We start from the raw sequence: 12743 nt of genomic DNA, 5'->3' as shown, positions 1-12743 counted from the left end.
CTTAGATTCTTCCTAAAGGTCGGCCCATTGGACGGACAGCGAGTATCGTTGGCGTCTCACTTTGTGTGCTATAAACCAATCGATACCTGCCCACAAATATTTCGCGGATAAACGAAATATAGAAGTCTGGTACCATTCTTCCCATTTCTGGAAATTGATCTATCAAGTTTAATTTTTTCTCTAATTCGTCAGCTACCGCAATCGACTGGTCAAATAAATACTCGTAAGTTTCTCGAACTTCTTCTCTCGCCGACTCTTTCCAAACAATCATCCTTTCTTCCCTAATTCGGCCATCTTCTTTTGCTTGATCGCCCTAAGCTCCTGCATGACCTGCTCGTGGGGAGTTGCGCCTGTTTCGCGCAATCTACTTTCAATCAATTTGATGAACAGAATGCGCTCGATCAGATCTTCGGAAGACACCCTATCTGGGAGTTCATTAAGGCTGGCGAGCACTTGATTTTTGTCCAATAAGATTTCCTCAGGGAACATATCAGTAAGGGTTAGAGATCACAACATCATTTTCTGAACCCGTCGTAAGCCTATTACAAGCCGGTCAACTTCGTCTCTGGTGTTATAAACCGCAAATGACGCCCGCGTAGTTCCGGCAATGCCGAAGCGCTGCATGAGCGGCTGCGTACAGTGGTGGCCCGTGCGAACGGCTATACCCTGCTGATCCAGAATAACGCCCGTATCCTGGTGGTGAATGCCATCCAATACAAAGGAGATGACGCCGATTTTATGTTTAGCCTGCCCGATAATACGCAGTCCATCCAACTCGCTCAATTGCTCGGTAGCATACTGAAGCAGGTCATTTTCATGGGCTGCGATGTTCTCTTTGCCCAAACCAGCCATGTACTTGAGGGCGGTTTTTACAGCAATAACATCCGCAATATTGGGGGTTCCCGCTTCAAATTTGTAGGGAATCTCATTATAAGTCGTTTTGGCAAAAGTGACTTCCTTGATCATTTCGCCACCGCCCCGGTAAGGAGGCATTGAGTCGAGAAGTTCTTTTTTGCCATATAAAACGCCCATACCTGTTGGGCCATACAGCTTGTGGGCCGACAAGGCATAAAAATCAGCGTCGAGTGCCTGAACGTCGAGGTCAAGGTGCGAACTGGCCTGGGCGCCATCAATCAAGACAACGGCACCGACTGCGTGCGCTTTGTCGATGATCGTCTTGACGGGGTTAACCGTTCCGAGTGAATTGGAAACGTGAACACAGGAAACGAATTTGGTGCGTTCTGACAGAAGCTTTTCGTATTCATCCAGCATCAGTTCACCCGCGTCGTTTACTGGAATAACTTTCAGGATACACCCTTTTTCTTCACATAGCATCTGCCAAGGAACAATGTTGGAATGGTGTTCCATCGTCGATATGATGATCTCGTCACCTTCTTTCAAAAACCGGCGTCCGTAACTTTGCGCGACCAGGTTGATGCTATCGGTGGTGCCGTAGGTGAAAATAATCTCCTGCCAGTGTTTAGCGTTCAGAAATTCCTGAACGGCCCGTCGGGAGGCTTCAAAGGCGGCTGTCGCTTTTTCGGCCAGGTGGTGAATTCCCCGGTGGATATTGGCATTATACCCCTCATAATAGCCCGTTAGCGCATTGATTACCGCCGTTGGCTTCTGGTTCGTTGCTGCGTTATCGAAATAAACCAGCGGACGACCGTTCACCTGTTGATCGAGTATGGGAAAATCCCGGCGGATCTGCTGAATATCGAGGGTAGTTTCTATCGCTGACTGCATAGTGTGTTCGTGTCGAAAAGAGGTTGATTGATTGAGCCATTCACCTCAAAGGTTATTTCTAAAACGTAAATAAAGGGCTGTTAGGTTCGTGTAAATACTACCGTCTTTTCAAAACGATGACCTGATTTCGCAGGGTCTTGTTGATCCGAAAATTATCATCGGCCATGACAACCAGCGTCTGATGTTGCTCATCGAGCCAGGCCATGGCTTCCAGATTACAGACAGTGCCGGGAAACTGGCGGTTAAAATCGAAAGCCAGCTCTTTGCGCAACGTGCGGGTGCGCCGATCCTGCGTTGCCAGATATAAATTGGCCGTTACCCGTTTTTGGGCGGCATCGTAACACCGTTCCAGTATCAGCAGCCGGTTCTCATCCACCGCTACGATGTCCGAAATACCGCCAACACGTTCTTCACCCTGCGCAAAGGGGCATCGATCGATGGGGTAGGCATACCGCTCCACAATCGGATCTGACACGAGCGGAGTTGGGTATCGAAAAAAAGTGATGGTATCCTGACGCATACGGGTTTGACCCTCCCAACCGGCTTCGGGCGCTACCCAGAGTGCCCCCGATGGCGTTAAGGCCAATCCTTCGAGCCCTTTATTGGGGCCGGGTAATGGTAGTTTCAACAAGACCTGTGCAGCACTGTCGCGCAGGGTTTGACCATATTGAACAGATGTAACATATTCGTGTTCGTCGGTCCAGAAGTAGGTACTGATCTGTGGGTTGAACCGGACGCTTTCGAACCAGTAGGGCGTTTTTTGTGCGTTTATCAGATGAGTACTATCGCCCAAATCACGGATGGTTCTGATGTTCGAAAAGGTGAAGTGCCAGCCCCGGTCGCTGACCAGGTGCCACTCGCCAGTACTCGGAATAATCTCAAGCCCTGATATTCCCCGCAGACTGTCGCGCACGAAGGGGATCGTTAGCGAATCACCCTCGAAGGAAAACCGAACCCCCTGCGCATGCGTGTAGCAGGTGAGCAATAAACAGGTAAGTAGGTGGAGAAGTCGCATGGGAAATAAAAAAGGTGTCGGGTTTGAGAACCCGACACCACCAAAACTTGAGAATCTGGCACCACCAAAATAAATACGGAACAGATCTTATTTCGTCAATTTTTCGCGAACCACTCCTTCCAGATACTCACGGATGGGCACAATTTTTATCTGGCTCAGAACGTCCTGCGAAAAGGCATAGAGCAGTAACGTCCGGGCTTCATCTTTTGGAATACCCCGCGAACGCATGTAAAACAACGCATCGTCGTTAAGCTGGCCAGTTGTAGTACCGTGTGAACATTTTACGTCGTCGGCATAAATCTCCAGTTGCGGCTTCGTATTCATTGAAGCGCCTAGTGAGAGCACCACGTTCTTACAGGATTGGTAGGCGTTGGTTTTCTGCGCGTCAGGCCGAACGAAGATTTTACCGTTGAACACGCCCGTACTGTTATCGTCCAGAATGCCTTTGTAAAGTTCATTACTGTACGAGTTGGGCATGGCGTGATCCACAAGAGTGTGGTTATCGACGTGCTGGCGGCCGTTGGGCATGTACAAGCCATACATGAAGGCTTCGGCATGTTGGCCATTCAGCACAATGTTCAGGTTATTCCGAACAAAGCTACCGTTGAGCGTTATCGAAGCCGAGTAGAAGTGGCTATTATCGGATTGGCTCACCTGCGTGGTGCCAATATGGTAGGCTTTCTCCGTTTCGTTCAGCACTTTGTAATACTGCATCCGGGCATCGCGTTCGAGTACGATTTCCGTCACGACGTTCACAAAGCTGGTTTTCTCGCCCAATGTCCGGTAAGACTCAGCCATCATCACTTCGGCGTTCTTACCAACAACTACGAGGTTACGAGGTTGGGAAGCTATATTTTTCTCCCGGGTATCGGTGATGAAACGCAGGATAATAGGTTGCTCAACTGTGGTGTTATTAGGAACCCGAATAACAACGCCATCGCTGGCCATCGCGGTGTTCAGGGCAGTAAATGCACTTTCCTGATAATCGGCATAGCTGGCAAAATGAGCGTCCATAAACTCAGGGTCACTCTTTATCGCGTCGGCAAAACTGGTGATGGTTACCTGATCGGCCGGGCTAACGATTCGCGACAGTTCTGGATGGTAAATGCCGTTGATAAAATACAGAATGTTACCGTCGAGATTCGGTATTTCAAGTGGGCTAAGGTCTTCGGCCGTTAGCGTAGACGTGGTATCGAGGCCAAATTCCTCTTTGAGCAGGCCATTCACGTTCGAGTATTTCCACTCTTCGTGCCGAATTGTTGGGAAGCCCAATTGCTCAAACTGTTTCAGAGCCGACCGTCGAAGCTGGTGTAAAGGCGATTTTCGTTCGCCGTTCATGCGCTCTTCGTTGTCCCGAAAAGACGCCAGCAACTGCTCTTTAAAATCGTTATAAGATGCGTAAGAGGGAGTCATTTTTTGAATGATAAATGATGAATGCTGAATGAGGATGACGGGGTTGACATCATTTCTCATTTATCATTCCTCATTGGTTTACTTCGGCTTCAGCCTTGATCCAGTCGTATCCTTTTTCTTCCAGTTCGAGGGCTAATTCCTTCGGCCCCGATTTGACAATACGACCTTTGTATAATACGTGTACATAATCGGGCACGATGTAATCCAGCAAGCGCTGATAGTGGGTTACCACGATGGTTGATCGTTCTGGCGACCGAAGTTTATTGACACCATCGGCCACAATCCGTAAGGCATCGATATCCAGGCCCGAATCCGTCTCGTCAAGAATAGCCAATTTCGGTTCGAGCATGGCCATTTGGAAGATTTCATTCCGTTTTTTCTCACCGCCCGAAAAGCCTTCGTTCAGGGAGCGACTCAGCAGCGACTGATCGATGTTGACGAGCTTCATCTTCTCTTTCATCAACTTCAGAAACTGGACCGCATCAAGTGATTCCTGACCACGATACTTACGAATTTCGTTAAGCGCTGTTTTTAGGAAATTAGTTGTACTGACGCCGGGAATCTCTATTGGGTACTGGAAAGCCAGAAAAATACCTTCAGCTGCCCGGTCTTCAGGCGCCATATCTAATAAGTCTTTGCCATCAAATACCACGCTGCCGCCCGTTACGTCATAGTCTTCACGACCTGCAAGGACCGACGCCAATGTGCTTTTTCCAGCACCATTTGGTCCCATAATAGCATGAACCTCACCGGCGTTGACTTGCAGGTTGAGGCCTCTTAATATTTCTTTTTCGCCGATTGAGGCATGTAAATTACTGATGGATAACATAATAGGTTGTATCGTGACAGCGCTAAATAAAGCCGCAAAGTTAACAGATGAAATGGCATCTGCGCTGTTTGATAACAAAATCGGGTAGTTAAAAGTTGGCCTGCATTCAGCTTATTCATTGATAATCAAAAAACTCCCTTTGTGTACCGACCAAAACTGTCTTAGTCAGTACACAAAGGGAGTTTTACTCAGTTACGTTATTTCAGGAGTCCAGCGCTGAGTCGCTTGGGGGTAAGCGATCAATTAGTATGGGTCACCAATTCATCTGGCCCGCCTGGACTGGCTAACGACGAACGGCACGCACACCTCTGCCGGACAACTACATACCGTTGGTATCAGTAACGCGGTTACATCTCGATAACAGCCCGATTCATTGTAAACCCGGATGGTATAGGCCTGCGCGACCGCTGGATTTACCAGATTACTAGCCAGTACCCCATCCGTCGGTATGGCTTTGGCTGTTCCCGACAAGGAGGCTGCCTCATTGAAGCTGGACCCCAGCGAGTACTGATAGGTGTCGGTGGACTGCCCCCCCTTGATTACCAACTGACCATTGGCCTGTACTGTGCTACCTGTACAGGTGGCAGGTCGGGCACTGGCCTGGAAATCAGGTAGGCTATCTTGCTCCACAATAAAGGGGCAGCAACTGAAGTTCGAGCACTGTCCTGTCTGACCATCTACCGTCAATTTATATTCGCCGGGCTGGGTGACAGTGAGCACGTTAGCTGTGAAGCTAGTCAGTTCAGTGGTTACTCCCTGGAAAGTACGGAACCACTGGTAGCGATTATGACCTGCCGCGGCCGAGATCTGGAACTCAAACTCCTCTCCCACACAAACCTTGGCGGGTACAGAGGTGCATACCTTGGCCGTATCACCAGGAATGGAAGCTATGTTCTGAAAGATACCCGAGCTGTCAGCTTTAGCCTGGAGGGTTAGACTTAGACTTTGTCCGGCGCTGATTGAGGCTATTGTCCAGCTACTGAGTGAAAGCCCTGGATTAAAGACAGTACCGGCTGGCGGGGTAGCCGAGTTAGTCACATAAGCTAATCCGACCGTTTGCGTTAGCTGAACGGTTGTTGCCGTCGCTGAACTAGTACCGGTGTTGGTAAGCACGATCGTGTAGCTTATCAATTCACCAATTTTCGCTTTCGATTTATCAACTAGTTGCTGAAGAGCGAAGACCGCCGGCACTGGCGAGTTAATGACACAGGATTCAGGCGCAATATAGGTGGTGCTGGCAGATTGGCTGACAAAATTAACCGTTACGGTATGCATTCCCGAACCGCTTACTAGACCAGTTAGGCTGTAAGCAACCGAGGTAGTTCCGGCACTTATCGAAAGGGATGTAGTGATCGTTCCATCGGTTACAGTAGCTATGCCTGACGGCGCATTTGTGAGTGTAATAATGCCAGTTGAGGTGTAAAGGTTGCTCCCCGGATCGCAAACACCGGGATCTGTAACACTCAAGGTTAAGCCAGATAAAACAGGGGCCACCGAGCAGGAGGCCGGAGCGGTGTAAGTGGCCGTCACCTGAGTATAGCCCATGCCGCTCACCGTCAGCGTATGTGAACCCGAACCTGAGGCCAAGCCATTCAACGTGAAGGGAGCCGCGGTTTGTCCGTCCGTAATGGCCAGGGTGGTCGAGCTGGTCCCATCGGTGAGGGTAAGCGTGGTGGCCGCCACGGCAGCACTCAGGCTGATGGTGCCGCCCAAGCTATACTGATTAGTGGCAGGCAGACAGGCACCGGGCGAGACGGTGATGGCCAAGCTTGGTTGAGCAGGGGCCACCGAGCAGGAGGCCGGAGCGGTGTAGGTAGCCGTCACCTGAGTATAGCCCGTTCCGCTCACCGTCAGGGCGTGCGAACCTGAGCCTGAGGGCAGGCCATCTAAAGTGAAAGGGGCGGTGGTTTGTCCAGCCGTGATGGCCAGTGTGGTCGAGTTGGTGCCATCGGTGAGGGTAAGCGTGGTGGCCACGGCGGCACTCAGGCTAAGGGTACCCGAGAGGCTATACTGATTAGTGGCAGGCAGACAGGCACCGGGCGAGACGGTGAGGGCCAGGCTGGGTTGAGCAGGGGCCACTGAGCAGGAGGTTGGAGCCGTATAGGTGGTCGCCATCTGAGTGTAGCCTGTCCCACTCACCGTCAGCGTATGTGAACCCGAACCTGAGAGCAGGCCTTCCAAGGTAAAGGGAGCCGTGGTCTGTCCGTCCGTGATGGCTAGGGTGGTCGAGTTGGTCCCATCGGTGAGGGTAAGCGTGGTGGCCGCCACGGCAGCACTCAGGCTGATGGTGCCTGAGAGGGTGTATTGGTTCGTGACGGGCACACAGGCACCAGGGGTGATACTGATGGCCAGACTGGGTTGAGCAGGGGCCACCGAGCAGGAGGCCGGAGCGGTGTAAGTGGCCGTCACCTGAGTATAGCCCGTTCCGCTCACCGTCAGGGCGTGCGAACCTGAGCCTGAGGGCAGGCCATCTAAAGTGAAAGGGGCGGTGGTTTGTCCAGCCGTGATGGCCAGGGTGGTCGAGCTGGTGCCATCGGTCAGGGTGAGGGTGGTGGCCACGGCAGCACTCAGGCTGATGGTGCCGCCCAAGCTATACTGATTAGTGGCAGGCAGACAAGCGCCGGGCGAGACGGTGATGGCCAGACTGGGTTGAGCAGGTGCCACCGAACAGGAGGCCGGAGCGGTGTAGGTGGCGGCCACCTGAGTGTAGCCTGTCCCGCTCACGGTCAGGGTGTGGGAACCTGAGCCCGAGAGCAGGCCTTCCAAGGTAAAGGGAGCGGTGGTTTGTCCGTCCGTGATGGCCAGGGTGGTCGAGCTGGTCCCATCGGTGAGGGTAAGCGTGGTGGCCAAGGCAGCACTCAGGCTAAGGGTACCCGAGAGGGTGTATTGGTTCGTGACGGGCACACAGGCACCAGGGGTGATATTGATGGCCAGACTGGGTTGAGCAGGGGCCACCGAGCAGGAGGTTGGAGCCGTATAGGTGGTCGCCATCTGAGTGTAGCCCGTGCCGCTCACCGTCAGCGTGTGCGAACCGGAACCTGAGGCCAAGCCATTCAACGTGAAGGGAGCCGTGGTTTGTCCGTCCGTGATGGCCAGGGTGGTCGAGCTGGTGCCATCGGTCAGGGTGAGGGTGGTGGCCACGGCAGCGCTCAAGCTGATGGTGCCGCTCAAGCTATACTGATTAGTAGCAGGCACGCAGGCGTCTGGTGAGACGGTGATGGTCAGACTGGGCTGAGCAGGTGCCACCGAGCAGGAGGCCGGAGCGGTGTAGGTGGCCGTCACCTGAGTGTAGCCTGCTCCGCTCACCGTCAGGGTGTGGGAGCCTGAGCCTGAGGTTAGTCCATCCAACGTGAAGGGAGCCGTGGTTTGTCCGTCCGTGATGGCCAGTGTAGTCGAGGTTGTCCCGTCGGTCAGGGTGAGGGTGGTGGCCACGGCGGCACTCAGGCTAAGGGTGCCCGAGAGGCTATACTGATTAGTGGCAGGCACACAGGCACCAGGGTTGATACTGATGGCCAGACTTGGTTGTGGAGGGGCCACCGAACAGGAGGCCGGAGCCGTGTAGGTAGCTGAAGTGCTAGAGCAACCTGCTAGACTAGCTATTAGAATGTGAGAGCTTCCGTTTGATATAATATTGTCAAAAACAGCCGTAACCGGTCCACTGCCCGTTGTGGCCACCGTTTGGCTGAGTGGTCCATCGGTGATAGTCAGCACACCTGCGGTGGAATTAGCGAGTGTAACAGTCACCGTACTGGAGAATGTATTTGTCACTACATCGCAGGCACCGGGAGTGACTATCGCGACAAGACTGCAACAAGATGCCGGAACCAGAGCTACTGTTTTGTCAACATAACAACCCGAAGCATTGTAGACCCGGATGGTATAGGATTTGTTTGTTGTTGGGTTTGATAAATTCGTTGCAATCAGGCCATCGGCCGGAATAACAGCAGGCGCTTCGGGCAAGGAAGCAGACGGGTTAAATTCTGTTCCTTCAGAATACTGATAAGTATCTGTAGCACCGAAGCCCGTTAGTTTGATTTGTCCATTGGCCTGAGCTGTAGAGCCCGAACAGCTTGCCGATAAAGCACTAGCCTGAAAAGCAGGTAAGGCATATTGCTCGATAATGAAAGGGCAAAGTGAAAAGTCTGGACATTTACCCGTCGTATTATCGACGGCCAGACTATAGCTGCCCGGTGCGGTTATATTTAATACGCGCGTGGTTTGACTGGTAATTTCTACGCCATCCTTGAACCATTGATAACTGCTTCGTCCGCCAGGGCCCGTCAATTGAAACAGATAGGTATCTCCCTCACAAACTCTAACTGGAATGGATGTGCAGGATGCGGCCGTATCGCCGGGTATGGTTGCTATACTATACAATACGCCTGAACTATCGGCAACTGCCTGGTATGTCAGGCTTAAACTTTGACCGGCGCTTAACGATGGTACCGACCAGGTGCTGATGGGTACGCCAACCGTGAACGCAGTGCCGGGCGGGGTAGATGATGTATTGGGTAAATAACGTAGGCCGGTCGAAAGTGAATCGCGCACAACGATACCGTTTACGGTTGATGTGCCTGTATTTGTCAGGACCAACGTGTGCGTGATCGTCTGGCCCTGGGCGGCTTTCGATTTGTCCGCAAAATTTGTTAGATTAACAGAGTTCGTCGTCGTAGTCTGGGCAACCACTGGCTTAGTGAGGCCCGCCAATAGACTAATAAGGAGTAAAAACCTTTTAAAAAACAGAGCCGATCCATACGTTCTAAAAAGGCTATTTGTGTGTCGGTGATCCTTAACAAAATGTCCTATGTGTTTGGCCAACGCTACCTTATTGGTGTGTATTTTCATGAACGATATGTATAACACAGTATGAAATTGTTGCTATACGTACCCTCAGTCAAACAGTGTGCCATTCTTTATTAAAACAGTATTTAAGTGTTACTAAATATGTTATGCGGTAAATTACAATACACCCTGATTTAGGATTAAAGTTAGTACAGAGCTGTATATATTACCTTACAGGTCAATTCCTGGCACATCTTTGTCGATAAAAAGTTGAAGGCATAGTCAAGGCTTTTTATTTCCTACTGCAAACGAGTACCTTGCAAGTCGAGCCTGCCAAGGGCTGTTAAGCTGAATTCATCTATGGCGAATGAAGAAAACAATGTTGTTGCTGAATCGGTAATTACACAGGACGATAAGCCAGCCCATCGTTCATCACGCATCAATGTGTCATCGGAAATCGGTACGTTAAGGCGTCTGCTTATCCACAGTCCCGACCGGGGCTTGGGTAAAGTCGTGCCGTCAAAGGCGCAGGACTGGCTCTTTGAGGACATCGTTCATTTGGATATGATGCGCCGTGATGAGTATGATTATTACGTTAAGATTTTATTATACTTTCTGGACCCCGACAAGGTAAAAGGAAAGATAGCCGAACTCGGGCCCGATTCTGACCGGTCGTTTTTTAAGCCCGACCATGCCGATTATTTTAAGTCGGATAAGGTCATTGACATTCAATGCCTGCTCTCCGATATTCTGGCCAATGAAGTTATCAGAACCCGGCTGATTGCGGCCATATGCGGCATTGAACGAACGTCGTTTCGGACCCAGCAGCAATTGAGTCAATACGAACCCGTCGAACTGGCAAAAATCATGATTTCCGGTTCGCTGCCTGATTTGACGATGCTGTTTGCGCCCCTGCCTAATTTTATTTTTACGCGGGATATTGGTATTGTTATCAACGACCATATTCTGCTAAATAAACCCGCTAAACTGGCCCGTACCCGCGAAGCGCTGCTGGCGCAATATATTTTCTTCAATCACCCGCTCTTTGTTGATTATCAGGATAAGATACTGGAGATACCTGATAATGAGCACGCTTTTCTGCTCCCGGATGCGGATACCAAGCGCGATGTTACCCGAACAACCCTGGAAGGGGGCGACGTTATGATGATTGGCAAACGCCATCTTCTTGTTGGCGTTAGCGAACGGACAACCTTATACGCGGCTCAGCAAGTGATGCGGCTTGTGTTTGATAAAGATGTAGTCGATAAAGTGACGATTCTTCAGATTCCCAAGAAGCGTGACTATATGCACATCGATACCGTTTTCACCCAGGTGAAGCGCAATGTATGGGTGTTGCTTGGGTCGTTGGCCCGTACGGGCGATGAAACCAGAAAACGCGATGTCATTCACTTCTTTGCGCCGAAAGACGTATCGGAAGATCTGAGAATCATGCAATTCAGGAAAGGCCAGGAACAAAAGCCCATTGAAATTGAAAACCTCGAAGATCTGCTGACCGACATTAGTAAAAACGACCTTGGTGCCACCGAGCCAATCCAGTTTATCTATTCTGGAAATAACGAGTTCCCGTTTGGTGCCCGTGAGCAATGGACAGACTCGTGCAACCTACTGGCACTAAAAGATGGCGTCGTTGTTGGGTACGACCGGAATGAGAAAACGGCTGATGCGTTCCGAAGTGCAGGGTTCGAGGTGATTGGCGCGGCTAAATTACTCGCCCGGTTCGAGCGGGGCGAGTCTTCGCCCGAAACCATCGAAAACACATTTATTATGTTGCCATCGGCCGAATTAAGCCGGGCGCGGGGCGGTTCCCACTGCATGAGCTTACCCCTTTTCCGGGAAGAGGTGTGAAGGGGTGAGTCCGGAAAGCCGACGGGAAGGGTTTTATGGGTGGAACCAGCCCTCCGAAAACCATTGTCAAAATGACAACCAGGTGCTAATTTGCAAGAGATTTAACCTTTATTGGCCTTACAACTTTACGAGTCTTACCCATTTACCATTCAGCATATGCAATCACAGGCTACTTCCCGAATCTTGATGATTCGTCCGGTCAATTTTGGCTTCAACAGCGAAACGGCCGAGTCGAACGCGTTTCAGGATATAAAACTGGCGGCCCAAACAAAGGACATAGCTCAGGAAGATGCCCGGCGTGAATTCGATGAAATGGCTGGCCAGCTTCAGGCAATCGGTGTGGACATACTGATCTATGACGATACCGCTGAACCATATACACCCGACTCGATCTTTCCCAATAATTGGGTTTCTTTTCATGCCAGCGGAACGGTCGTACTCTATCCAATGCAGGCCGAAAACCGGCGTCTCGAACGTAGGCAGGATATAATCGACGATCTGGCCAAGCAGTATCATGTGGCTAAAGTCGTTGATTTAACCCATTTTGAGAAAGAAGGTAAGTTTCTGGAAGGTACTGGAAGTATGGTACTCGACCGGATGAACCGTGTCGCGTTTGCCAGCCTTTCTCCCCGAACGCACCCCGATGTGCTGGCTGAGTTCAGTAAGCAGACCGGCTACCGGACCGTGTCGTTTCACTCGGCGGATGCAAGCGGAAAACCCATTTACCATACCAATGTACTTATGTGCATTGCCGATACCTTTGCCGTGGTGTGCCTGTCTGCAATCAGTGACCCCGACGAGCGGCTTATGGTGCGTCAGGAACTGGAAAAACTGAAAAAGCGGATTATCGACATTTCGCTGGAACAGATGGCCAGTTTTGCGGGGAACATGCTTATGGTACAAACCCAGAAAGGCCAGAAATTGCTGGTTATGTCTACTCGGGCTTTCGAGTCCCTGACGCCCAAACAGATCGATCTTCTGGACGATTATGCTACTTTGTTTCACTTCGATCTGTCAATGATTGAAGGAAATGGCGGAGGCTCTGCCCGCTGCATGATGGCCGAAATTCATTTGCCCAGAAAATAAAAAGCT

The 12743-nt window shown here is 50.9% G+C and carries 9 protein-coding genes; 2 read left to right on the top strand and 7 right to left on the bottom strand.

What is annotated here, in order from left to right:
* Window position 1: 1 nt before the first annotated feature.
* From ACYVAM_RS29705 to ACYVAM_RS29675, 7 genes are all read right to left on the bottom strand, one after another.
* Entirely contained in the window at window positions 2-271 is a 270-nt protein-coding gene (locus ACYVAM_RS29705) for a type II toxin-antitoxin system RelE/ParE family toxin (RefSeq protein ID WP_461073790.1), read from the bottom strand.
* A complete protein-coding gene (locus ACYVAM_RS29700; RefSeq protein WP_461073789.1) occupies window positions 268-489 on the bottom strand; it encodes a hypothetical protein in 222 nt (73 codons plus the stop codon). The genes ACYVAM_RS29705 and ACYVAM_RS29700 overlap by 4 nt, the downstream gene beginning before the upstream one ends.
* Window positions 490-507: 18 nt before the next feature.
* Complete coding sequence (locus ACYVAM_RS29695) at window positions 508-1746, bottom strand: SufS family cysteine desulfurase (protein ID WP_461073788.1); 1239 nt, start codon at window positions 1744-1746, stop codon at window positions 508-510.
* 97 nt (window positions 1747-1843) lie between these two features.
* Window positions 1844-2761, bottom strand: a complete 918-nt coding sequence (locus ACYVAM_RS29690; protein ID WP_461073787.1) for an esterase-like activity of phytase family protein — start codon at window positions 2759-2761, stop codon at window positions 1844-1846.
* Between the two features lie 87 nt (window positions 2762-2848).
* Entirely contained in the window at window positions 2849-4174 is a 1326-nt protein-coding gene (gene sufD / locus ACYVAM_RS29685; RefSeq protein WP_461073786.1) for a Fe-S cluster assembly protein SufD, read from the bottom strand.
* A gap of 70 nt (window positions 4175-4244) precedes the next feature.
* The gene (gene sufC, locus ACYVAM_RS29680) at window positions 4245-5003 is read right to left on the bottom strand and encodes a Fe-S cluster assembly ATPase SufC (RefSeq protein WP_461073785.1); all 759 of its coding nucleotides are present in this window, start codon (window positions 5001-5003) and stop codon (window positions 4245-4247) included.
* Window positions 5004-5264: 261 nt separating this feature from the next.
* On the bottom strand, window positions 5265-9689 hold the full coding sequence (locus tag ACYVAM_RS29675; protein WP_461073784.1) for a beta strand repeat-containing protein: 4425 nt from the start codon (window positions 9687-9689) through the stop codon (window positions 5265-5267).
* A 456-nt stretch (window positions 9690-10145) separates the two neighbouring features.
* On the opposite strand from ACYVAM_RS29675, the gene ACYVAM_RS29670 reads away from it, so the two are divergent.
* Window positions 10146-11651 (top strand): arginine deiminase family protein, encoded by a 1506-nt coding sequence (locus ACYVAM_RS29670; protein WP_461073783.1) that lies wholly within the window; start codon window positions 10146-10148, stop codon window positions 11649-11651.
* A 156-nt stretch (window positions 11652-11807) separates the two neighbouring features.
* The gene (ctlX, locus tag ACYVAM_RS29665) at window positions 11808-12737 is read left to right on the top strand and encodes a citrulline utilization hydrolase CtlX (RefSeq protein ID WP_461073782.1); all 930 of its coding nucleotides are present in this window, start codon (window positions 11808-11810) and stop codon (window positions 12735-12737) included.
* The last annotated feature ends 6 nt before the right edge of the window (window positions 12738-12743 follow it).

Source organism: Spirosoma horti, from assembly GCF_054776595.1.
This window is presented reverse-complemented; position numbering and strand designations above follow the sequence as displayed.

Coding starts and splice junctions, on each gene's coding strand:
- ACYVAM_RS29705 (WP_461073790.1), bottom strand. CDS start 271: ATGATTGTTTGGAAAGAGTCGGCGAGAGAAGAAGTTCGAGAAACTTAC.
- ACYVAM_RS29670 (WP_461073783.1), top strand. CDS start 10,146: ATGGCGAATGAAGAAAACAATGTTGTTGCTGAATCGGTAATTACACAG.
- ACYVAM_RS29700 (WP_461073789.1), bottom strand. CDS start 489: ATGTTCCCTGAGGAAATCTTATTGGACAAAAATCAAGTGCTCGCCAGC.
- ACYVAM_RS29695 (WP_461073788.1), bottom strand. CDS start 1,746: ATGCAGTCAGCGATAGAAACTACCCTCGATATTCAGCAGATCCGCCGG.
- sufC (WP_461073785.1), bottom strand. CDS start 5,003: ATGTTATCCATCAGTAATTTACATGCCTCAATCGGCGAAAAAGAAATA.
- sufD (WP_461073786.1), bottom strand. CDS start 4,174: ATGACTCCCTCTTACGCATCTTATAACGATTTTAAAGAGCAGTTGCTG.
- ctlX (WP_461073782.1), top strand. CDS start 11,808: ATGCAATCACAGGCTACTTCCCGAATCTTGATGATTCGTCCGGTCAAT.
- ACYVAM_RS29690 (WP_461073787.1), bottom strand. CDS start 2,761: ATGCGACTTCTCCACCTACTTACCTGTTTATTGCTCACCTGCTACACG.